At 70.3% G+C, this 20,299-nt stretch carries 22 protein-coding genes, 2 tRNA genes and 1 pseudogene; 6 read left to right on the forward strand and 19 right to left on the reverse strand.

The window, feature by feature from the left end:
- Positions 1-406: 406 nt before the first annotated feature.
- The 5 genes from ACYVAQ_RS12545 to ACYVAQ_RS12565 form a co-directional block, all read right to left on the reverse strand.
- Positions 407-1,480 carry a hypothetical protein gene (locus tag ACYVAQ_RS12545; protein ID WP_460789964.1) on the reverse strand — a complete coding sequence of 358 codons (1,074 nt, stop codon included), beginning with the start codon at positions 1,478-1,480 and terminating at the stop codon, positions 407-409.
- Positions 1,481-1,711: 231 nt separating this feature from the next.
- Positions 1,712-2,080 carry a HepT-like ribonuclease domain-containing protein gene (locus ACYVAQ_RS12550; protein ID WP_460789966.1) on the reverse strand — a complete coding sequence of 123 codons (369 nt, stop codon included), beginning with the start codon at positions 2,078-2,080 and terminating at the stop codon, positions 1,712-1,714.
- Complete coding sequence (locus tag ACYVAQ_RS12555) at positions 2,080-2,553, reverse strand: nucleotidyltransferase domain-containing protein (RefSeq protein ID WP_460789968.1); 474 nt, start codon at positions 2,551-2,553, stop codon at positions 2,080-2,082. Before ACYVAQ_RS12555 ends, ACYVAQ_RS12550 begins: the two co-directional genes overlap by 1 nt.
- Before the next feature lie 38 nt (positions 2,554-2,591).
- Entirely contained in the window at positions 2,592-3,107 is a 516-nt protein-coding gene (locus tag ACYVAQ_RS12560; RefSeq protein ID WP_460790213.1) for an integrase core domain-containing protein, read from the reverse strand.
- Positions 2,998-3,456, reverse strand: a complete 459-nt coding sequence (locus tag ACYVAQ_RS12565) for an IS3 family transposase (RefSeq protein ID WP_460789970.1) — start codon at positions 3,454-3,456, stop codon at positions 2,998-3,000. Before ACYVAQ_RS12565 ends, ACYVAQ_RS12560 begins: the two co-directional genes overlap by 110 nt.
- Positions 3,457-3,595: 139 nt before the next feature.
- Here ACYVAQ_RS12565 and ACYVAQ_RS12570 point away from each other — a divergent pair.
- A pseudogene (locus ACYVAQ_RS12570) lies at positions 3,596-4,880 on the forward strand (ISL3 family transposase).
- Between the two features lie 116 nt (positions 4,881-4,996).
- Here ACYVAQ_RS12570 and ACYVAQ_RS12575 read toward each other — a convergent pair.
- The 8 genes from ACYVAQ_RS12575 to ACYVAQ_RS12610 all read right to left on the reverse strand — a co-directional run bounded on the left by ACYVAQ_RS12575 (position 4,997) and on the right by ACYVAQ_RS12610 (position 11,045).
- Positions 4,997-5,072, reverse strand: a tRNA-Ala gene (locus tag ACYVAQ_RS12575).
- 55 nt (positions 5,073-5,127) lie between these two features.
- A complete protein-coding gene (locus ACYVAQ_RS12580) occupies positions 5,128-6,468 on the reverse strand; it encodes a malic enzyme-like NAD(P)-binding protein (protein ID WP_460790215.1) in 1,341 nt (446 codons plus the stop codon).
- A gap of 150 nt (positions 6,469-6,618) precedes the next feature.
- Entirely contained in the window at positions 6,619-7,020 is a 402-nt protein-coding gene (locus tag ACYVAQ_RS12585; protein ID WP_460789972.1) for a hypothetical protein, read from the reverse strand.
- Positions 7,021-7,152: 132 nt separating this feature from the next.
- Entirely contained in the window at positions 7,153-7,980 is an 828-nt protein-coding gene (gene sepX / locus ACYVAQ_RS12590) for a divisome protein SepX/GlpR (RefSeq protein WP_460789974.1), read from the reverse strand.
- 99 nt (positions 7,981-8,079) lie between these two features.
- The gene (locus tag ACYVAQ_RS12595) at positions 8,080-8,697 is read right to left on the reverse strand and encodes a GNAT family N-acetyltransferase (RefSeq protein ID WP_460789976.1); all 618 of its coding nucleotides are present in this window, start codon (positions 8,695-8,697) and stop codon (positions 8,080-8,082) included.
- Between the two features lie 8 nt (positions 8,698-8,705).
- A complete protein-coding gene (locus tag ACYVAQ_RS12600) occupies positions 8,706-9,188 on the reverse strand; it encodes a MogA/MoaB family molybdenum cofactor biosynthesis protein (RefSeq protein WP_460789978.1) in 483 nt (160 codons plus the stop codon).
- Positions 9,185-9,664, reverse strand: a complete 480-nt coding sequence (gene moaC / locus ACYVAQ_RS12605) for a cyclic pyranopterin monophosphate synthase MoaC (RefSeq protein ID WP_460789980.1) — start codon at positions 9,662-9,664, stop codon at positions 9,185-9,187. The genes ACYVAQ_RS12600 and moaC overlap by 4 nt, the downstream gene beginning before the upstream one ends.
- The gene (locus tag ACYVAQ_RS12610; RefSeq protein WP_460789982.1) at positions 9,657-11,045 is read right to left on the reverse strand and encodes a UTP--glucose-1-phosphate uridylyltransferase; all 1,389 of its coding nucleotides are present in this window, start codon (positions 11,043-11,045) and stop codon (positions 9,657-9,659) included. The genes moaC and ACYVAQ_RS12610 overlap by 8 nt, the downstream gene beginning before the upstream one ends.
- A gap of 23 nt (positions 11,046-11,068) precedes the next feature.
- Here ACYVAQ_RS12610 and ACYVAQ_RS12615 point away from each other — a divergent pair, with 23 nt between their 5' ends.
- The 4 genes from ACYVAQ_RS12615 to ACYVAQ_RS12630 all read left to right on the forward strand — a co-directional run bounded on the left by ACYVAQ_RS12615 (position 11,069) and on the right by ACYVAQ_RS12630 (position 13,164).
- Entirely contained in the window at positions 11,069-11,671 is a 603-nt protein-coding gene (locus tag ACYVAQ_RS12615; RefSeq protein ID WP_460789984.1) for a 5-formyltetrahydrofolate cyclo-ligase, read from the forward strand.
- A gap of 71 nt (positions 11,672-11,742) precedes the next feature.
- Positions 11,743-12,027, forward strand: coding sequence for an FmdB family zinc ribbon protein (locus tag ACYVAQ_RS12620; protein WP_460789986.1), 285 nt, complete (start codon positions 11,743-11,745; stop codon positions 12,025-12,027).
- A gap of 77 nt (positions 12,028-12,104) precedes the next feature.
- On the forward strand, positions 12,105-12,761 hold the full coding sequence (locus ACYVAQ_RS12625; RefSeq protein WP_460789989.1) for an RcpC/CpaB family pilus assembly protein: 657 nt from the start codon (positions 12,105-12,107) through the stop codon (positions 12,759-12,761).
- A gap of 49 nt (positions 12,762-12,810) precedes the next feature.
- Entirely contained in the window at positions 12,811-13,164 is a 354-nt protein-coding gene (locus ACYVAQ_RS12630) for an MscL family protein (RefSeq protein WP_460789991.1), read from the forward strand.
- A gap of 28 nt (positions 13,165-13,192) precedes the next feature.
- On the opposite strand, the gene ACYVAQ_RS12635 is transcribed toward ACYVAQ_RS12630, so the two are convergent.
- Positions 13,193-13,390: a hypothetical protein gene (locus ACYVAQ_RS12635; RefSeq protein ID WP_460789994.1), complete on the reverse strand. Its 198-nt coding sequence runs from the start codon at positions 13,388-13,390 to the stop codon at positions 13,193-13,195.
- On the reverse strand, positions 13,387-14,679 hold the full coding sequence (locus tag ACYVAQ_RS12640; protein WP_460789996.1) for an LCP family protein: 1,293 nt from the start codon (positions 14,677-14,679) through the stop codon (positions 13,387-13,389). Before ACYVAQ_RS12640 ends, ACYVAQ_RS12635 begins: the two co-directional genes overlap by 4 nt.
- 145 nt (positions 14,680-14,824) lie before the next feature.
- Here ACYVAQ_RS12640 and ACYVAQ_RS12645 point away from each other — a divergent pair.
- A tRNA-Arg gene (locus ACYVAQ_RS12645) sits at positions 14,825-14,897 on the forward strand.
- A gap of 63 nt (positions 14,898-14,960) precedes the next feature.
- Here the strand turns inward: ACYVAQ_RS12645 and ACYVAQ_RS12650 are convergent.
- The 4 genes from ACYVAQ_RS12650 to ACYVAQ_RS12665 form a co-directional block, all read right to left on the reverse strand.
- Positions 14,961-16,976 (reverse strand): phospholipase C, encoded by a 2,016-nt coding sequence (locus ACYVAQ_RS12650; RefSeq protein ID WP_460789999.1) that lies wholly within the window; start codon positions 16,974-16,976, stop codon positions 14,961-14,963.
- A gap of 42 nt (positions 16,977-17,018) precedes the next feature.
- On the reverse strand, positions 17,019-18,236 hold the full coding sequence (efeB, locus tag ACYVAQ_RS12655; protein ID WP_460790002.1) for an iron uptake transporter deferrochelatase/peroxidase subunit: 1,218 nt from the start codon (positions 18,234-18,236) through the stop codon (positions 17,019-17,021).
- Entirely contained in the window at positions 18,233-19,465 is a 1,233-nt protein-coding gene (locus ACYVAQ_RS12660; RefSeq protein WP_460790003.1) for an imelysin family protein, read from the reverse strand. Before ACYVAQ_RS12660 ends, efeB begins: the two co-directional genes overlap by 4 nt.
- Before the next feature lie 106 nt (positions 19,466-19,571).
- Entirely contained in the window at positions 19,572-20,288 is a 717-nt protein-coding gene (locus tag ACYVAQ_RS12665; RefSeq protein WP_460790005.1) for a 4'-phosphopantetheinyl transferase family protein, read from the reverse strand.
- Between the last annotated feature and the right edge of the window lie 11 nt (positions 20,289-20,299).

Below are 20,299 nucleotides of genomic sequence, written 5' to 3' on the forward strand. Positions count from 1 at the left end.
AGAACCATGACCAACCACCACGCATCAGAAGCACGTGAAGGGCTCCTCGACACCGTGGCAGGAAAGGCCAAGGAGGTCGCCGGGGCCGTGACCAGTGGAACGCCGCGTTCAGCCGCGACCGCGCCGACCTCGGCCCCGCCCACGCCCGCACCCTCGCCGCGAACGCCATCGACCGCTACAGCCCCAACGCACCCCGCCGACGGCCCCTGCCTCCACCGCCATCGTCGCGCACGACCCGCGACGACCGCGGGATCAGCCTGTGACCGTCAGCCCAGACACGTCGTCATTGCGGCGTCGAGTCCACCTCACGCGCATGGACGCCCGCCGCACCGCCGGAGCGCGTGTGCGCAGCTCGGGCGGTCGTGTGACCTGATACCCGGCACGGCCCGCCCGCCAGCCGAGCTCCCTAGTCGGACCGATCCAGCTGAAGCCGTAGGTCCGCCCTGAACTGAGCCGGAAGCGGGCTACTTGGGTCGGTCATCTCGGCGTTGGCGAGCGCGAAGATCGATGCGTAGATGGCTCGCCATGCCGCGGTTGCCGAGTCAGGGTGGCATGCGTATTGCAGGCAGTACCCAGCCCAATGCTGGATCCACAGCTTACGCAGCAAATGAGACACCCCCACGCCCCGAAGGTCGCACCTGCGTTGCTCGACATCAACCCTCGCCTTGATCGCTCCAAGCCCAGTCCTTGCTCGCGGAGTGAGCTGCGGGCGTCTCCGTGAGTTCTCGAACTGCGTGACGACCTCGCGAAGCTCGGGATCATCGTCGAGATGAGCGACTTCGAGAAGGCGTCGACTGACCCACGCCGAAATCTGTCTCTGCCGCTCGGGCGATAGTCGGTCAATCTCGAGAGCCATGTCGGGATCGCGGTCATTGAGCGGCGTGGACTCAAGCGTGTCGGCGATCACCGTTGGAGCGCGGGGCACGACTGCGACATATGACGGCGGGGCGGCGCCCGTCACAGTGGGTAGCGGCGTGACACCGGTAAACATCGAGGCCATCGCTATTCCTGCGGAAACGGGGTCCGTCATCAGATCGTCAGCATGGGTCTTGGCCCATCTCCTCAATGGGCCGGGCAGCTGCGCGACGTCGCCGGCATCCCATCCACTGAGGTCGACAAACCCGTACTTCTTGCCGTCGGCGTAGGCAAGGAACACCGCGTCATTGACGTTCCAGTGGACACCTGCGCTGCGGCCGATGTCTGACAAACGGGCCAGGTCAACGAGCACCTCTGGGCGGGTTCCTTGGTATCCACCGTCCGGCTCGATCGCGATCAGACCGTGTCCGGCCAGTTCGACGATCCCGACACGATCGGTCCAATCTGCCAGGTCTTCGAGGTCGATGCTCAGGTCCGATCCGAAAGCGGCGAGGACTTCCGACTCCGCTCCGCCGTTTCCAACGAACGACACGCAGCCGGCGGAGGCGAGGCCAGGCAGGGAGGTGAGCCAGCGAACGCTGTCCGGGACGCTAGAACCAGTCATTGGAGCTCCGGGGTGATGGGCGCGCATGCGGCGGAAGCGTCGGCGTGCATGAGGGACTCAGCGAGGCTATCGCCTACAGAGGTCCGAAGCGTGCGGGAGGCGACCCGGCAGTCCTGCGCACCTCACGGGATCGTCCGGCCGCCGGTTCGGCACCCGGTGCAGGACCGGAAGGGCACGGCTCCGCACCCGGTGCGGCGCCGTCAGCCGAGCTGGGCTATCCAGAACTCGTCGTCACTGGCCGGAAGGTTCGGCACCACCGACGCGCCTCGCCGCCTCGAACGAGGCTGACAACGACTCGCGCCACGCGGCGAGGTCGTTGGCCAGTGTCTCCCAGGTGATCGAGCGGTTGATCAGGTCGTACTGGTGGATGATGAAGTTCCTGTTCGCCACGGCGATCGCCCAGTCGACGCCGTCGGGCGCGAGGACTCCCAGCTTGGACAGCCGGTTCGCGGCCTCGCCGAGCTTCATCATCAGCGAGTCGCCGGCTTCCTGCATCAGTGCATCATCGAGGTAGGCGTCGCGGCCGCGCTCGACGATCTCGGCGACGCGCTCCAGCCACGCCTCGATGTGGGCGAGCTCCTTGGCTGCCTTGCGGTTCATCACAGCAGCACCGCTTCACGGCGTACGTCGTCGTCGCGGCCCGGCCTCAGGCCTCCGTACTCCACTAGGTCGATCTCCCGCCCCAGCACCTGCTCGAGCAGCCGCTGGAACCGGATGAAGTCGAAGGACGAGGTTCCCTCGGGGGCCTTCACGATCAGGTCGATGTCCGAATCGGGCCGTGCGTCGTGCCGCGCGACCGATCCGAAGACGGCCAGGTCGCCATAGCCGTGTTCCTCGGCGATCGATCGGAGGACGGGCGCTGCCGCCTCGACCAACACTTCCGGGTGCACGTCGCCGAGATTGCGCCCGGCCCTGAGCTGCTGACTCACCGCAGGTTGGCTGACGCCGAGAGCCTCGGCGATCTGTCGCTGCGACATCCCGGTCGTCCCCAAGGCCCGCAGGGCGAGGATCCGTCGCAGGCGCGCGACGTCCTCGTCGCGACGGGCGTCGCGATACTGGGCCAACAGACTCATAAGGCAATCTTATCGTGCTGGCCGACAGGTGTGCATCCTCACGCCGGTCGCCGGTCGTGCACCCGGTGCACCACCGCGGCAGGACTGCCGGCACGGCTCCGAACCCGGTCCGGTTCCGAGCGGTCCCGTACCCGGTCGTCGGTCAGCTCGGCCAGCTGGATCTCCTCCGCCTCGCTCGCTGGAGCCGCGAGCAGGCCTCGGTCCGGCCTCTCGGCACGCAGGGTTCGCTCGAGGAGCGCTGCCGGGCTGTGGTCGAGTGCAACGAACTGCGCCCGCACCTCGTTGTACTCGCGGAGCCAATCGGCGATGACGACCCGCGCTTCGGTCAGTGTCCGGAAGGTCTCCAGGTGGAGCAGCTCGTCGCGCATCGAGCGGTTGAAACGCTCGATGTAGCAGTTCTGCTGCGGGCTGGCTTTCGCGACGAACACGGCCTCCACGCCCTGCTCAGCGAGCCAGGTCCGCAGCGTGTCGGCGATGAACTCGCGCCCGTTGTCCGAGCGGATCATCTTCGGCTTCCCAAATACCTCGAAGAGCTGCTCGAGGTGAGCGATGATCTGCCGAGCCCCGATCGAGGACCTGATCAAGCTGTCTTGGCGCGACCTTGGTGTGCTCGTCGACGATGTTCAACACCCGGAACGCGCTGCCGTTGTCCAGCCGGGCGGACACGAAGTCATAGGACCACACGTGCATCGGCCGAACCGCTGGCAGCGCCCACGCAGAGTTCTCATCGACACCACGCGCCTTCTGGCCCGATTCCTTGCTCCGCGATGGCGGGACGTGGAGCCCTTCGAGCCGCCATAACCGCTCGATCCGCTTGACGTTGACCGCCCAACCCTCGGCTACCAACAGCGCGTGGACCCGCCGGTAGCCGTAGCGGGGATGCCGGTCGGCCAAGTCACGCATCCGCCTTGACCAGCCGCTCCTCGAAATCGGAGGGCACCGCCACGTACCGGTTGGTCGACCGGTGCTGCCCAACCAGCCCACAGGCACGGCGCTCCGACACCTTTTGTCGAAGGTCAGAAACTGCAGAGCGGAGAACGGCGTGCGAAACGCCAGCGTATGGCGTTCCCTGTTGGGCGTCGAGAACACCGTCATTGAGGACGTCGAGTACGACGAGGACGCCGAACTGGTGGTTGTCCATGTGCGGCCCCGACGAGCTGGCCGCGGTCGCTGCGGCGCGTGCGGGACCCGGGCGGCGTGGTACGACCATGGCGGGGGCCGCCGCCGGTGGCGCGGCTTGGATGTGGGTGTCATGGAGGTCTTCCTCGAGGCCGACGCGCCGCGGGTGAGCTGCCCGATCCACGGCCCCACCGTCCGGCAGGTGCCGTGGGCGCGGCACGGTGCGTGGCACACGCTCGGGTTCGACCAGCAAGTGGCCTGGCTGGCCACCCAGTGCTCGAAGAGCGCGATCACCGAGCTGATGCGGATCGCGTGGCGCACCGTCGGCGCGATCATCACCCGGGTGTGGGCTGATACCGCTGGACAGGTCGATCTGTTCGCCGGGCTGCGGCGGATCGGGATCGACGAGATCTCCTACAAGCGCAATTACAAGTACCTGACCATCGTGGTCGACCACGACACCGGCCGGCTGGTGTGGGCGGCACCGGGACGCGACCAGGCGACGGTCCGGGCGTTCTTCGACGCCCTCGGTCCCGAGCGGTGCAAGCACATCACTCATGTCAGCGCGGACGGGGCGAACTGGATCGCCGACGTCGTCGCCGAGCGGTGCAAGAACGCGGTGCGCTGTGCCGACCCGTTCCACGTGGTGAAGTGGGCCACCGCCGCGTTGGACGAGGTGCGACGCGAGGTATGGAACGCCGCCCGCGGCGACGTCCGCGCCCACCGCGCCCGACGAGCCGCCGGGCTTCGTGTCGAGGCCGCCGGGCACGCCAAGGCGCTGAAGAACGCCCGGTTCGCGTTGTGGAAGAACCCCGAGAACCTCACCACTCGACAAGCCGCGAAGCTGGCGTGGATCGCGAAAAGCCGAGCCACGGCTGCATCGCGCCTATCTGCTCAAGGGGGGCCTGCGGTTGGTGTTCCAGTTGCCCTACGACGAGGCCGTCGAAGCCCTCGACGCATGGATCGGGTGGGCACGCCGCTGCCGGATCGGTGTCTTCGTGAAACTGCAGCGCACCATCGTCGAGCACCGCGACACGATCCTCGCCTCGATCGAGCACGGCCTGTCTAACGGCCTCATCGAATCGGTCAACACCAAGATCCGACTCATCACCCGCATGGCCTTCGGCTTCACCACTCCCGACGCCCTGATCGCCCTGGCGATGCTCAACCTCGGCGGTCACCGCCCGAGCCTCCCCGGCCGCAGATGACCCACGAATGTGTCAGGAGAGCCGGAAATCGGGGGGCCGTACAGTCGAGTAAAAGACGAGACAGGGTTCCTTCTCCTCATGTGAGGTTCTGGAACCCTGCCGCTGACCTGCGTACTTGGTGGAGGTGAGGGGACTCGAACCCCTGGCCTTCTCGATGCGAACGAGACGCGCTACCAGCTGCGCCACACCCCCAAGCAGTGGGAAACGCTAGCATCCCGCTGCTGGTCGTCCGAAATCCGGATCCCCCTCAATGGCCGGCGATCGCGGCGGCCACCGCGGCGTGCACCTCGGGGTGGAAGACGGTCGGGATGATGAAGCTCGGGTTGAGCTCCTCGTCGGTGACGACCCCCGCGATGGCGGCGGCGGCGCGCAGCATCATGTCGGTGGTGACTTCGTGGGCGCGGGCGTCGAGCAGACCCCGGAAGACACCGGGGAACGCGAGGACGTTGTTGATCTGGTTCGGGAAGTCCGAGCGGCCCGACGCCACGACGGCGGCGTACTTCGCGGCCTCGACGGGGTCAACCTCCGGGTCCGGGTTCGCCATCGCGAAGACGATCGGGTCGGCGGCCATCTCCGCGATCCACTCGGCCTTGAGGATGCCGGGCGCCGACACGCCGATGAAGACGTCCGCACCCTGGAGCGCGTCGCGGAGCGTGCCGGTCACCTTGCGCGGGTTGGTGCGCGAGGCGAGCTCGGTGTGGGCCGGTGACAGCCCGTCAGCGCCGGCCACCAGGCAGCCCGCACGGTCGTAGACCACGATGTCGGTGACGCCGGCAGCGAGGAGCAGGCCGACGATCGCCGTACCGGCCGCGCCACCGCCCGACACGACCATCCGGGCGTCGGTGAGCGTCTTGCCCACGACCCGCAGCGCGTTCGTGAGGCCGGCGAGCGCGACGATCGCGGTGCCGTGCTGGTCGTCGTGGAAGACCGGGATGTCGAGCCGCTCGCGCAGGCGGGCCTCGATCTCGAAGCAGCGCGGCGCGGCGATGTCCTCGAGGTTGATCCCGCCGAAGCCCGGCGCGATCAGCTCGACCGCGCGCACGATCTCGTCGGTGTCCTGCGTGTCCAGGCAGATCGGCCAGGCGTTGATGTTGCCGAACTTCTTGAACAGCGCCGCCTTGCCCTCCATGACGGGCAGGGCGGCGCCGGGGCCGATGTTGCCCAGGCCGAGCACGGCGGAGCCGTCGGTCACCACTGCGACGGCGTTGCCCTTGATGGTCAGCCGGGAGACGTCCTCGGGCCGTTCCGCCAGCGCCTGCGAGACGCGACCGACGCCGGGCGTGTAGGCGAGGGAGAGGTCGTCACGGGTCTTCAGCGGGACCTTCGACGCGACCTCGATGATGCCGCCCAGGTGGGTCAGGAACGTCCGGTCCGAGACCTTGTGCACCGTCACGCCGGGCACCGCCTCGACCGCCGCCTGCAGCTCCAGCGCGTGGTCCGCGTCGGCCGACGAGCAGGTCACGTCGACGACGAGACGGTCGTGGCGCGAGTCCGCGACGTCGATCGCGGTGACGACCCCGCCCGCGTCGGCGATCGCCGTGGCGACCGCCCCCACGACCTTGAAGTCGGGCTCGGTGTGGAGCCGCATGGTGACGGAGTTGGACGACGCGGTCACGGATCTGCTGGACACACACCGAGTGTCCCGCCGGGGCCGGGTTACTTGGAAGTACGCGACGGTCGGCGCACCGACGACGAAGCGGCCGGGGCACCAGCCCCGGCCGCTCCGTCACGCGCTCACTCAGAAGGAGCCGGACTGCTCCTGCTGCTCGTCCGATCCGCCGAAGGACTCCTGTCCCTGCGACTCACCGGAGTCGCTGGAGCCGTACGACGACTCCCCGGAGTCGCCGCCCTCGCTCGACCCGCCGTAGGAGGACTCCCCGCCCTCGCTCGACCCGCCGTAGGACGACTCGCCCTGCTCGCTCGAGCCACTCGAGTCGCCGTACGAGGACTCGCTGTCGCCGGAGTCGCCGGAGTCGTCGTCGGACGACTCCGTGGACGCGCCGAACGACTCCTCGCTGGAGCCACCGAAGGACTCACCCTCGGAGCTGGACTCGGAGTACGACTCCTGGCCCTGCTCCTCGCTCGAGCCGTACTGCTCCTCGTTGCTGCCCTGGTCGGAACCGTAGCTCTCCTGGGTCATGCTGGATCAACTCCCGAGAAAATGCCTGGCCGGGACGGTCCCGGCCTCCACCCCGAGGTGGCACGGGTCCAACGTAGGCGAGCCGCCGGAGTTAGGGCACCCCCGGTGAACAGGGCGTGTCGGATCCTCGGGTCAGGAACCGGTGGCGCGGCGCTCGTCGGCGGTCTGCGCCTGCTTCTCGGTACGACGCGACGCCTCGGCCTCGCGCGCCAGGTCGGAGTCGCCGGCGTTGCGGCCGGAGCTCCACACCCCGGTGGAGTCGAGGTCGATGGTGCGCACGGTGCGGGCGGCGCTGGCCTTGTCGACGTACGTCGGCAGCGTCATGGGGACCGGCTCCCAGGTCGATGCGGACGCGGGACCCACCGCGGGGATCTCCTCGGTGCAGTCGACGGCCTCGGCCTCGTCGACCGCGGGCTCTTCGACGACGTCCTCGTCGGCGATCGCCTGGTCGGCGAGGGTGGTACGACGCTTCTTCACCATCCGGGTGCGGCTGGCGGTCTCCTTCTTGACCATCATCCGGCAGGCGACCAGCCAGGCCGCGATGAGCGCGACGGGGGCGGCGATCCAGGCCTCGCCGATCGAGCCGGCGAGGACAGCCGCGACGACAGCGACCAGGAGCAGCACCAGGCTGCCGAGGACACGGCGACGGCGGGCGGCGGCCTGACGGGCAGCGGCCTGGCGCAGCCGGAGCTGGACCTTCGTGAGGCGGACGGGCTCGAGGACGTACTCGTCCTCGTCCGCGTCGGTGTCGATCTCGACGTTGCTGGCCTCGTCGGCATCGGCCGACGGGGGCGCAACGGCCGGAGGGGTCGCGACCTTGCGCGGATCGATGACACGCAGCCGGTCGGAGAAGCTCTCGACGGAGCGGACCGCGTCGGCGTCCTCCTGCTGCTTGAGCGCCTTCGGGACCAGGTAGACGGCCCAAGCCCCCGCCAGGGCGACGAAGATCAGTGCGCTCATGTCCACACCTGCAGGTTAGGAGCGGAGGAGCGTGACGGGACGAATGTCAATCGGTGTGTCACGGATTGGTTCGTGTGACTCGTGTGATTTGCCCGGGGTTCAGGCAGATCGCACCAGTCGGGCCAGCACTCCGAGGGGTGCCTCCTCCTTGGTGATCGCGAAGATCCGGTGATCGCGCCACTCCCCGTCGATGTGCAGGAACCGCGGCGCGTAGCCGATCTCGCCGATGCCCAGCTTCTCCACGACCCGCAGCGAGTTGGTGTTCTCCGGCCGGATGCAGATCTCCAGCCGGTGCAGGCCGCAGCTGACGAAGGCGTGGTCGATCACCATCGCGACGGCACGCGGGATGACGCCACGACCGGCGTACTTCTGGTCGATCCAGTAGCCGATCGACGCGAACTGCGCCGAGCCGCGCACGATGTTGTTGACGCTGACCTGTCCGGCGAAGGCACCGTCCACCTCCACCACGAAGGGGTACGACGATCCCTCCCGCGCCGCCTTCTTCAGCCGGCGCACCAGCGCCCGGAACGTCGTGGGCCGCGCATCACCGCCCGGCGGGACCGTCGCGTCCCACGGGGTCAGCCAGATCCGGTTGCGCCCGCGCACCTCGCGCCAGGCCGCGGCGTCGGACGCACGGATCGGGCGCAGCGTCACGGTCGGGTCGGTGCCGGACATCAGCGTGTTCGGCCAGGCGCGGCCGGGGATCGAGACGACCATCCGGTCACTCAATGGTCGCTCCCGACGACCTGCTCCACCGCGTGCACGAGCACCGGCCGCAGCACCTCGAGCGCGTCCTGCACGCCGCCGCGGGAGCCGGGGAGGTTCACCACCAGGCACTGGCCGCTCACGCCCGCGAGGCCGCGCGAGAGCATCGCGGTGGGCACGCCCTTCGCGACCCCCGCCGCACGGATCGCCTCGGCGATGCCGGGGACCTCGCGGTCGAGCAGCGGCCGGGTGACCTCGGGCGTGCGGTCGGTCGGCGTGAGGCCGGTGCCACCCGTGGTGAGCACGACCCGCGCGCCCCGCGCGACGGCCGCGGCGATGGCGGCGCCGACGGGTTCGCCGTCGGGCGCGACCACGGGGTCGCCGACCACGAAGCCCAGCTCGGCGAGCGCGGCGACGATGAGCGGACCGGTGGTGTCGGCGTACACACCGGCAGCGGCGCGGTTCGACGCGACGACGACGGCCGCGGGCAACCCGGAGCTCACCGCGCCCAGTCCCCCGACTTGCCGCCGGTCTTGGTCTCGACACGTACGTCGCTGATCACGGCCGCCTTGTCCACGGCCTTGACCATGTCGACGACCGTCAGCGCCGCCACCGAGACGGCGGTGAGCGCCTCCATCTCCACGCCGGTGCGGTCGGTGGTGCGCACGGTCGCGGTGATCTCGATGGCGTCGTCGGCGACGGCGAGGTCGACGGTCACGCCCGAGATGGCGAGCGGGTGGCACAGCGGGATCAGGGCGGGCGTCTGCTTGGCGCCCATGATCCCGGCGATCCGAGCGACCGCGAGCGCGTCGCCCTTCGGCACGCCCTCGCCGCGCAGCAGCGCGATCACCTCGGGCGTGGTGAGCACCCGGCCGGTGGCCGTCGCCATCCGAACGGTGACGTCCTTGGCGGACACGTCGACCATCCGCGCGGCGCCCGCCGCGTCGACGTGCGTCAGGCGGGGCTGCTCGTCAGGCATCGCGACCGGACAGGACCTGGCCGGCCGGCACCCGCTGCGCGCCCTCGTCGGCGAGCTCGACCTCGCCGACGACCTGCACCCCGTTGCCGAAGGTCCAGTCGCCGTCGACCCGCAACGAGGTCGCCTTCTGCAGCGACGGCACGCCGTCGGGGAAGCGCTGGTCGAAGTCGCGGACCAGCTTGTAGGAGGCGCCGAGGTCGACGTACGGGACCTCCGCTGCGACCTGGGTCAGCGCGAAGTCGGGGCCGATCTCGTAGACGTCGGAGCGCAGCACCAGCAGGTCGTTGGTCGTCTTGACCGGGATGAACCGGTCGCGGCCGACCTCGATCAGACGGGCGCCGTCGAAGACCTCGATGGCCGAGCCCATGGCGGTCTCGATCTGGACGACCTCGGGCGTGCTCTTGTCGGCCGGGTCGAGGTTCTTGACGTTGCGGATCATCGGCAGGCCGAGGATGCCGTTGCGCTCGTCGAGCGCCTGCTTCATCGCGTGCAGGTCGAACCACAGGTTGTTGGTGGAGCAGTACCGGTGCCGGTCGAGGTCGGCGAGCGCGGCCTTGTCCTCCTCGGCGGTCTGCGCGGTCTCGCGCAGCACGATCCGGCCGTCGGACCTGCGGCGCGCGAAGTGGCCGCCCTTCTTGTCCGAGGCGGTACGCCGGACCGCCTCGATCGCGAACGGCGCACCGGAGGTGGCGAACCAGCCGGCGACCCGCGCGTCCGGCACGGCGCCGAGGTTGTCGGAGTTGGACACGAAGGCGTAGCGGTAGCCCGCCTCGATCATCTGGTCGAGGATGCCGGAGCCGCGCAGCGCCGTGTAGATGTCACCGTGGCCGGGCGGACACCACTCCAGGTCCGGGTCCTTGGGGTACGTCGCCGGGACGAGCCCGTCGACGAGCAGCTTGGGCTCCTTGTTCTGCAGGAACTCCAGCGGAAGGCCCTCGGTCGGCAGGTCCTCGTAGCGCGCGATGGCGTCGAGGGTGTCGGCCGAGGTGCGGAAGGAGTTCATGAACAGCAGGGGCAGCGGGGCGTCGTACTGCCGACGCAGGTGGAGGATCTGCCTGGCCATCACGTCCAGGAAGGACAGGCCACGGCCGACGCAGAGCAGCGACTTGGCCCGGTCCATGCCCATCGAGGTACCGAGGCCGCCGTTGAGCTTGATGACGACCGTGTGCGCGATGGCGTCCGCGGCGTCGGCGTCGCTGACCTCGACGTCGGCGAGCCGCTCCATGTCGATCGGGTCGATCGTCGACTCGGGGATCAGCCCGGTCTCACCGCGCTCGAGCAGGTCGTAGTAGTGGGCGAAGGTGTCGATCGCCACCTGGTCGACTCCGGCGGCGCTCATCTTGGCGCGGGCCAGCGCCAGGCCGTCTTGACTGCTCAGCATGCGCTCGATCGTAGGCTCATCGCGTGCCCGAGGGACAACCGATGCCGACTGGCGGTCTTGCCAAGCTCGCCGTGCGTGACCAGCTCCTCACCGCTCGGCGTCGCCGGCCGCTGCTCGAGGTGGGCGAGGACGCCCGTGCGATCGCGGGGGCCGTGCTGGCCGCCGCGGAGGTACGCCGGGCCGCGACCGTCGCCTGCTACGTCTCGCTCGGCACCGAGCCGGGCACGACCGGGCTGCTCGACACGCTCGTCGAGGCGGGCAAGCGGGTGATCGTGCCGGTGCTGCTGCCGGACAACGACCTGGACTGGGCCGTCTACCGCGGCCGCTCCTCGCTCGCGCCGGCCCGTCGCGGGTTGCTCGAGCCCGTCGGCGAGCCGCTCGGCGTCGACGCGATCGCGACCGCCGACGCGGTGCTCGTGCCCGGCCTCGCGGTGTCCCCCACCGGCCTGCGGCTCGGCCGGGGCGGCGGTTCCTACGACCGTGCGCTGGGCCGGGTGCCCGTCGGCACCTTCACCTGCGTCCTCCTGTACGCCGAGGAGGTGGGGGTCGACGTACCGGCGGAGCCGCACGACCGGCCGGTCATGGCAGCGGCCTCCCCCGCGGGCCTGGTCCGGTTCGAGGGTTAGAGGGAACATCCGGGCGTCGACTATTGTTGGCAGTCGCGAAACGAGAGTGCTAACGCTCGCAGGAGAGATCGATGCCCACCTATCAGTACCGCTGTGCCGACTGCAGCCACTTCTTCGAGATCGTCCAGTCCTTCTCCGACGACTCCCTGACCGAGTGCCCCGAGTGCACGGGTGCGCTGCGCAAGGTGTTCAACGCGGTCGGCGTGGTGTTCAAGGGCTCGGGCTTCTACAAGAACGACTCCCGCGGCAAGTCGTCCAGCTCGGACACCGCCTCGTCGACGTCCTCCGACAGCACCACGAAGCCCGAGAAGAAGGCGGACCCGAAGCCGGCTCCCGCCGCCGCGAAGGCCGACTGACCCTCCTGCAGCGGCGTCCTGTGGACAAGCGGTGACGCCCCTGGAAGGGGTACGCCGGGCGGCCTAGCGTCCGGCGCATGGACCCTCGGACCGCCGCCGCCCGCTCACCTCGCCGCCGGATCGGCTCCGCCCTCACGCGGGTACGCCGCCTGGTGCTCCGCCGTCGGCGCGTGCTGGCCGCCGGGCTGACCGCCGTCGCTGTCGGCGCGGCGCTGCACACCGTCGCTCCTCAGCCGCCGGCGAGCACGGCGGTGACGGTCGCGGCGCGCGACCTGCCGGCGGGCACGACCCTGGCGGCGAGCGACGTCACGACGGCACACCTCCCGCCCGACGCCGTGCCCGACGGTCTCGCCGCCACGCCGGCCGGCCGCACACTGGCCGCCCCGCTCACCCGGGGCGAGCCGATCACCGAGCCCCGGCTGGTCGGCGCCGGCCTGGTCGGCGCCGATCCCGGCACGGCCGCGCTAGCGGTGCGCATCTCGGACCCGGGACAGGTCGCGCTGCTCACGGTCGGTGACCGGATCGACCTGCTCGCCACCGATCCACGGGAGGCCACGACGACCACCCTCGCGAGCGACGTCGCCGTGCTCGCCGTACCTCCGGCGACGCCCGACACGACCGGCGGGTCCCTCACCGGGCGGCTCGTGGTGCTCGCCGTACCCGCGGCGGACGTGCAGCACGTCACCGCCGCGTCGGTGGCTTCGTTCGTGACTTGTGCGTGGCACAAACGCTAGATTCTGGACACGAACGCCCCCATAAAACCTCGGTATTAGGAGCTGTTACGTGACCGGTTTCAAGAACTTCCTGCTGCGCGGCAACCTCGTGGAGATCGCCGTCGGCCTGATCATGGCGACCTCGTTCGCCACCGTGGTGTCGACGTTCACAGCGACCCTGATGGGCTTCATCGGCAAGATCGGCGGGAAGCCGGACTTCGCGAGCGCTGCGATCGCCGGCGTCAACGTCGGTCTGTTCATCAACGCCGTGATCGCGTTCATCATCCTCGCCGCGGTCGTCTACTTCCTCGTCGTGACCCCGTACACGCGCGCCAAGGACAAGTACTTCCCCGACGAGGCCGGCGGCCCGTCGGAGGTCGAGCTCCTGGCCCAGATCCGCGACCAGCTGGCCGCGCGCCCCTGATCCACCGCACCACCTGACAGGTGCCGTCTCACCCTCCGTGGTGGGGCGGCACCTGTGATTTCAGCCAGCGGTCGGACGCGCTCTCGCGCTCAGCGGGCGTGCCCTCGTCACGATCGTCGCTCGTCGAACCGGGCAGCACGTCGCCGAACACCTCGGCCAGCCGGCGCTTGCGCACCCAGTCGGCCTCGCGCTTCGGGTCCTGCTGGCCCGGGTCCTGCTGGCTCACGTGCACAACCCCGCCGCGGCCCGGGCCGACTGCGACAGGCCGCCCGAGGACGGCCCGGTCGACGGGCTGGTCGACGGGCTGGTGGACGGGCCGGAGGACGCCGTCGAACCCGTCTTGCCCGAGCCGGGAGACGTGGTGCCCGACGCCGCGGACGTGCTGCCGTCGGTGTTCTCGTCGGCGCTGATCGCCTGGTCCAGGAACTCCTTGGTCAGCGGCTTGTCGTGCGCTGCCAGGCTGAACAGCTGGTGCACCGCGGGCAGCCAGACGACGCGGCCGGGCTGGGTGGTCGAGTAGGTCCAGGGCGTGGTGACGAACTTGATGTCGCTCAGCCCCACACCCTTCGCGGCCTCGGCGATCGACGCCATCTCCGCGATGTTCTTGAAGTCGGTCTGCAGCGAGCTGGTGAGGGCGTTGAGGAACTTCACCACGCGGTCGGGGCGGGTCAGCGTGCCTGCCGAGACGACCTTCTTGATCATCGACGCCATGAACGCCTGCTGGCGGTGGATCCGCATCGGGTCCGTGCCGTCCGAGACGGTGTAGCGGACGCGCACGTAGCTGAGCGCCTCCTGGCCCTTGATCTCGCGGGTGCCCGGCATCAGCTTGATGTGGTGGGCAGGGTCGTCGATCTCCTGCGGGATGCAGACCTCGACCCCGTCCAGGGCGTTGACCATGTTCTTGAAGCCGTTGAAGTCGACGACGACGTAGTTGTCGATCCGGATCCCCGACAGCTGCTCGAACTGCTGGATCGTGCACGCCGCGCCGCCGACCGAGAACGCGTCGTTCCACATGACGTCGTGGGCGGGCGGGATCTTCGTGCCGTCGGCCTTGTAGCAGGTCGGCCGGTCGACCAGGGTGTCGCGCGGGACGGAGATCGCGTAGGCGTACTTCCGGTCGGCCGAGAGGTGGAACATGATCGTGGTGTCGGACCGCTGGCCGATGTCGCCCTTGTGGTCGATGTTGTCGCCCTTGCCGGAGCGCGAGTCGGAGCCCATCACCAGGATGTTGAGCGCGCCGGGGCGCAGCTCGGCCGGCCGGTTGTGCAGCTGGGCGGCGACGTCGGTGTGCGTCAGGTTGCCGTTCCAGTGGTCGTAGGCCAGCACGACGCCGGCACCGGTCAGCAGCGCGAGCACGACCAGGGACGCCACGATCACCTTGGCGACGACGCGACCGGGTCGCGGGAGCTTGCGCTTGCCGCCGCTCGGGGTCGGGGCAGCGGACTCGGCGGCGATCGACGTACCGACCCGGCGGGCGCGGCGGCCTGCTTGGGGTGCGGGGGTTTGCTGGGTCATCGATCACCTGGTGCTACGTCCGCGCGGGGCGGGCTCGGTCCGAGAACGGTCGGAGAAACGGTACGGGAGACCGGCAACCCTCGCACCATCGTCGCGCCGCCGACCTGCGACAATGGCGGCGGTCCGCTCGTGGGAGCGGCCACCCGCCTCTGTAGCTCAGTGGATAGAGCGTCGGTTTCCTAAACCGTGCGTCGCAGGTTCGATCCCTGCCAGGGGCACCTCGAAATGCGACGGAGGACCGTGGGCCGAGCCCACGGTCCTCCGTCTGTCTCTTGCTGGGGTCAGCGGGTGATCCGCACCGTCAGCGATGCCGCGTTGGTGTCGTCGGTCGCCGCCATCGTGAACACCAGGGTGTCCGTCGCCTTCGGCAGCTTCAGGCCCGACCACACGGCCTTGCCGGTGCTGGTGAGGGTCTTGGTCGCGATCGCCTTGCCGTTGAGCGTGGCCATCACCTTGCCGGCCGCGTAGTACCCGTTGCCGAGGGTGGCAGTGACCGTCACGGTGGTCTTGCCGCCGACGACCTTGGTGTGGGTCGCCCTCAGCGCGATCGAGGCCTTGGTCGAGCCCTTGACCGTGCCGTCGGCCCGCAGCAGCGTGGTGCCGTAGCGCGGGTGGGCGAAGTCGAACAGGTCCTTCAGCGAGCCCGCGCTCGCGTCGAAGCTGCCGTCGCCGACCTGCTGCAGCGAGAAGTTGTCCTCGATGAACTTCAGGATCGACGACTGCGTGGTGGGCGTGTTGCTGACGTAGTTGCGCTTCGCGAAGGGCGAGATCACCACGAGCGGCAGGCGCTGCGACGGACCGCAGCGGTCCTGGTAGCCGCCGGCCGGCGAGCCGGCCGTCGGTGCGCCGGTGCAGACGGCCTGGTTGTCGGTGTTGGTGCCGGTGAAGCTGGAGCCGTTGATGATCGTGGGCGCCTGGTGGTCGTACCAGCCGTCGGAGTCGTCGTAGGCGATGATGATCGCGGTCGAGGACCACTCCGGGGACTGCATGACCGCGTTGACCGTGCGGGTCAGGAAGCGCTGCTCGTCGAGCGGGTCGGAGTTGGCCGGGTGGCCGTCCTCGGCGTAGATCGCCTTGACGTAGGAGACCGACGGGAGCTGGTTGTTCTCCAGCGCGTCGTAAAAGACGCTCAGGTCGTACTGGTGGTTGGCACCGGTCTTCGTGGTGTCGTTCGTCGGGTCCGTCGTACCGATCGCGACGCCGGGCGTGCCCGGGAAGTGGTGCGGGTTCGAGGTCGACTTGTAGTAGGCGAACGGGTTGTGGTGCGGGTTGTAGTCGAAGCCCAGCGTGTGGGTCAGGTTGGAGCTGAGCGCGTCGCACTTGGCGTAGGTGCCGGCGGTGCCGTTCCACGGCGTCGTCGGGTTGAACCCGCCTGCGAAGTAGCCCCAGCTGACGCCCTTGTCGTTGAGCAGGTCACCGACGTTCTTGTTGGTGTCCTGCATGCCCGCCAGGTTGCTGGTCGAGGTGTGGTCGAGGTCCGCGCAGTCGTCGTACACCGGGTCCGGGTCGCCGATGACCGTGCCGACGCCGTTCGCGTCGTTGGCCGAGATGCCGCTGTTGTCGACCGGCGCGGTGACCTGCGTGGGGTTCTCCACGTCACCCGTGCTGCTGTAGGTCTTCGCGCCGTGCGTCTGGCCGGAGACCAGGTTCAGCGCGCCCGGCGTCGACGGGCCGAAGGTGTCGGCCCAGTTGTTCTCGCTCATCGCGTAGCGCTGGGCGTAGTTCCACATCGCGGTGACGGTGTTGCCGTCGTAGTAGCCCATCGTCTCGCCGGCGGTGTTGAGCGGACCGCTGCCGCTGCCCGTGCAGGTGTCGCGGCTGACGCTCTCGGGGAACTTGTCCATCGCGCCGTTGTCGACGGCCTTCTGCTCGGCGGTGTAGCCGTGGTTCTGGGAGCAGGTCCACGCCTGCTCGTGCGTGAGCCGGAACGGCGCGATGCTGTTCGGGTTGTGGCTGAGCAGGTCCGGGTGGCCGACGTAGTTGTTGATCGGCTGGCCGTCGCTCGTCCGGGGCGCGGTGCTCGACTTCGTGAAGGCCGAGCCGTCGCCGCCCGCCTGCGCCGAGCCCATCGGGTACTTCACGTTCGGGTAGGTGCCGAAGTAGTGGTCGAACGTCTCGTTCTCGTCGAACAGCACGACGACGTGCTTGATCGGCGTCGTCGTCGCGGTCGTGGTGGCCGAGGTCGCGGCGTCGCCGCCCGCGGCGTGGGTGACTCCGGCCGTGACCAGGCCGGCGCACGCCAGCGCGATCCCGGCGCCCTTCCATGCCCGCGGGATGCGGGCGTTGATGTTGCTCACGTGGTTCCCCTTGTTCGGTGCTGGTGGATGGTGCGTTCCGGCTCAGGCGAGGAGGTCTCGTCCGAGCCAGTCGTCCTGCCCCTGGACCCCGGGCAGGGCGAAGAAGTAGCCGCCGCCGAACGGCGAGATGTAGTCCTCGAGCGGCTCCCCGGTGAGCCGCTTCTGGACGGCGACGAACTGCCGGTCGAGGTCGGCGTTGAACGTCGTGAAGATCAGGCCCTCGTCGAGCTGGCCGTTCGCGTCGGTGCCCGCGTCGTAGTTGTAGCCGCGGCGCAGCATCCGGGACCGGTCCGCGGACCCGTCGCGCGGGTTGGCCAGCCGGATGTGGGCGTCGAACGGGATCACGTCGCCGGTCGAGTCGCGCTCGTAGGAGACCGGGTCGGTCTCGTGGGTCATCGTCAGCGGGGCGCCCGTGGTCCGGTCGCGGCCGATCATCCGCTGCTGCTCGCGGATCGACACCCGGTCCCAGAACTCCACGAACATCCGGATCAGGCGGACGACGTGGTAGCTGCCACCCACCGCCCAGGCCGGCTCGCCGGCGTCGGCACCCACCCACACCAGCTCGTCGACGAGCCGCTGGTCGGCGAGGATCTCCGCGTTCGCCGTACCGTCCTTGAAGCCGAGGAGGTTGCGCGGTGCTCCGTCCGGGCGCGACGGCGAGACGAAGCCGTCCTGGCGCCAGCGGACCGCGAGGGCGCCACGGTCGTGCCGCAGCACCTGGCGCAGCGCGTGCAGCACGGTGTCCTGGTTGTCGGCGCAGATCTGGAGCAGCAGGTCGCCGCCGGTGCGCGCGGGGTCGGGGCGGTCGTTGTCGAAGACGTCCATCGCGCGCAGCTGCCGGGGCTTGCGCTCGGCGAGGCCGAAGCGGTGGTCGAACAGGCTCGCGCCCACGCTCACCGTGACGGTCAGCCCGTCGGCGGGGACCTGCGGCCCGAGGATGCCGTTGTCGTCGTTGGTCGCGACCAGGCCGGCGTCGGGCGGCGTACCTCCGGCGGTGAGGAAGCGCAGGTCGGCGGTGAGGGTCCGGAGGGCCTGCGCCAGCTGCGGCCTGGTGGCAGCGGTGACGTCGAGGGCGACGTACGCCGCCGACCGCTGGGCCGGGGTGAGGATGCCCGCCTGGTGCGGCCCCTCGAAGGCGTACGCCGCCGGGGCCTCGTCGGCGCGGGCCGCGCCCAGGTCGAGCGCGCCGGCGGCACCGACGACCGCGGCACCGCCGAGGAGACCGCGGCGGGACACGCCGGACATCGGGCACGTGCTCATCCGGCGGACCTCCGCGGGTCGGTGATCACGGCGACCCGGGACAGCAGCTCGACGGCCTGCTCGACGTGGGCGTCGAGGGTCTCCCGCTGCAGGCGGCCGAGCCGCTCGAGCGGCACCCAGTGCGCGCCGTGCCGGTAGCCGCGGACGAGGGCTTGGGTGCGGCGCAGCCAGCGCAGCGTGCGCGCCAGCTCCGGGTCCCGGCTGCGGAGCAGCGGCCGCACCTGGTCCAGCGCGGCCCAGGTGCCGTCGATGTCGGCGTCGAGGGTGGCGAGCTGGGTGTGGCTGCCGGCGTCGTCGGCACCGGTCAGCACCTGCTGCACGGCGTCCTCGAGGATCTCGTGGGCACGCAGGCCGACGTCGATCGGCTGGATCGCGTCCTGGCGGGCGAGGTCCGTGTGCAGGTGGTGCTCGGCGGCGAGCAGCGCGTCCGCCTCGCGCGCCAGACCGGTCGTCCGGTCGCTCCGGACGCCCCGGCCGCTCCAGAGCAGCGCCTCGATCTTGTGGAACCCGTGCAGGCGTCGGTCGCGCGCGGCCGGCACGGTCGTGGACGGGAGACCGTCGATGGCGGAGTCGTCCTCGCCGAACGCGCCGTACGCCGCACCCAGCCGCTGGTAGGTCAGGTGCGCGGTCAGCCAGTCGCGCTTCGCGGCGGCCACGTCACCCGCTCGTACGTCGGCGGCGAGCCGGCCGGTCTGCGCCAGGAGACCGGGCAGCTGGCGGCGTACCCATGCCTGGTAGCGGCGTACCGCGGGGGCGAGGTCGTTCTCGGTGATGGGCACGACGCCGGCGGTGGCCGCGGCAGGCGTGCTGCCGGTGACCTGCTGGGTGGCTCCGGAGACCGGGGGTCCCTCAGAGGGCAGGCAGACGAAGGCGTAGCGGCCGGGGGCGAGCGTGACCTGGGCCGAGCGGGTGGCGCCGGTGCCGAGGTTCTCGACGTCGAGGTAGACCTCGTCGGTGCGCACGTCGCGCAGGTAGACCTCGACCGGGTTGTTCGAGGCGTTCCAGACGGCGAAGGTGAGCGTGCCGGCGCTGCCGCCGCTCCAGCCGTCGCCGCAGCCGCTGTCGCCCGCGACGACGGGCGTGCCGGCGACGCTCGGGTCCGCGTGCGGGACGGCGGCGGCAGCGCCGTGGTCACGGCCTGCGTTCCAGGCGAGCAGCGCGCCGAGCAGCAGGATGCCGGCGATGACGACGATGCCGCCCGAGCGCGCGGGCAAGCGCCCCGTCCGCATCGCCACTCTGTCCCCGCCTCACCCGAACCCGGTCACCAGCGGAGCGAGTTTTGTTGCGGCGTGCAACGAGCGGAGGTGGCCCAGGTGGACGGCGGGCGAACGACTCCTAAAGATGGAGGGCGACGGCTCCGGCGTACCCCTCGGGCACGGAGACGTCGCGGACCCGCCAGCCGTCGATGACCCGCTCGGGGTCCCCGCTGGAGCCCAGGTAGTCGAGCTGCGGGTCGCGGCCGAGCCCGACACCGAGGCCCTTGAGGTAGGCCTCCGTGCGGGTCCAGGACCGGGTGAACCGCTGCGCGGCCTCCTCGGGGGTCTCGGCCGCCTCGACCTCGGCCGCCTCGTCGGGGTGCAGCACGCCGACCAGGCCGGCCAGGCCCTCGGGCTCGGGGCAGGTCTCGGCGTCGATGCCGACCGGGGCGTCGGCGAGCGCGACGAGGACCAGGCCGGGGGTGTGGCTGAGCGAGAACTCCAGGTCCGACCCCTCGATCCGCGGCCGGCCGTGCGGCTCACCGCAGCGCGGGCAGGCGTGTCGTCCCCAGCGCACCGCCTCGGGCGCTACACCGGTCGCGGCGCCGACGATCCGGCGGGCTGCGGCGTGGGCGATCTCGTACGGACGGCGCAGCTCGGCGCGGACGTACGACGCGGCCTGCGCGCGCTCCTCCTCGTCGAGCCATTCCCGGCCTTCGACGAGCTCGGGCTCCGGCACCGAGTCCGTCGTCAACGACCAGACGGTGGCGTTGCCCGGGACCCCCGCCACGTCGTACGGCGGAAGGTCGAACAGGCTGTCCATGACCAACGGATCCAGCGGCGTGCTCACGTGCATGGCGACGACTC

This window comes from Nocardioides maradonensis (assembly GCF_054777115.1).

Excerpts from the sequence above, each read along its gene's own strand:
- ACYVAQ_RS12545 (WP_460789964.1), bottom strand. The coding sequence starts at position 1,480 with ATGACTGGTTCTAGCGTCCCGGACAGCGTTCGCTGGCTCACCTCCCTG.
- ACYVAQ_RS12550 (WP_460789966.1), bottom strand. The coding sequence starts at position 2,080 with ATGAACCGCAAGGCAGCCAAGGAGCTCGCCCACATCGAGGCGTGGCTG.
- ACYVAQ_RS12555 (WP_460789968.1), bottom strand. The coding sequence starts at position 2,553 with ATGAGTCTGTTGGCCCAGTATCGCGACGCCCGTCGCGACGAGGACGTC.
- ACYVAQ_RS12565 (WP_460789970.1), bottom strand. The coding sequence starts at position 3,456 with ATGCGTGACTTGGCCGACCGGCATCCCCGCTACGGCTACCGGCGGGTC.
- ACYVAQ_RS12580 (WP_460790215.1), bottom strand. The coding sequence starts at position 6,468 with ATGCGGCTCCACACCGAGCCCGACTTCAAGGTCGTGGGGGCGGTCGCC.
- ACYVAQ_RS12585 (WP_460789972.1), bottom strand. The coding sequence starts at position 7,020 with ATGACCCAGGAGAGCTACGGTTCCGACCAGGGCAGCAACGAGGAGCAG.
- sepX (WP_460789974.1), bottom strand. The coding sequence starts at position 7,980 with ATGAGCGCACTGATCTTCGTCGCCCTGGCGGGGGCTTGGGCCGTCTAC.
- ACYVAQ_RS12595 (WP_460789976.1), bottom strand. The coding sequence starts at position 8,697 with ATGGTCGTCTCGATCCCCGGCCGCGCCTGGCCGAACACGCTGATGTCC.
- moaC (WP_460789980.1), bottom strand. The coding sequence starts at position 9,664 with ATGCCTGACGAGCAGCCCCGCCTGACGCACGTCGACGCGGCGGGCGCC.
- ACYVAQ_RS12610 (WP_460789982.1), bottom strand. The coding sequence starts at position 11,045 with ATGCTGAGCAGTCAAGACGGCCTGGCGCTGGCCCGCGCCAAGATGAGC.
- ACYVAQ_RS12620 (WP_460789986.1), top strand. The coding sequence starts at position 11,743 with ATGCCCACCTATCAGTACCGCTGTGCCGACTGCAGCCACTTCTTCGAG.
- ACYVAQ_RS12625 (WP_460789989.1), top strand. The coding sequence starts at position 12,105 with ATGGACCCTCGGACCGCCGCCGCCCGCTCACCTCGCCGCCGGATCGGC.
- ACYVAQ_RS12640 (WP_460789996.1), bottom strand. The coding sequence starts at position 14,679 with ATGACCCAGCAAACCCCCGCACCCCAAGCAGGCCGCCGCGCCCGCCGG.
- efeB (WP_460790002.1), bottom strand. The coding sequence starts at position 18,236 with ATGAGCACGTGCCCGATGTCCGGCGTGTCCCGCCGCGGTCTCCTCGGC.
- ACYVAQ_RS12660 (WP_460790003.1), bottom strand. The coding sequence starts at position 19,465 with ATGCGGACGGGGCGCTTGCCCGCGCGCTCGGGCGGCATCGTCGTCATC.
- ACYVAQ_RS12665 (WP_460790005.1), bottom strand. The coding sequence starts at position 20,288 with ATGCACGTGAGCACGCCGCTGGATCCGTTGGTCATGGACAGCCTGTTC.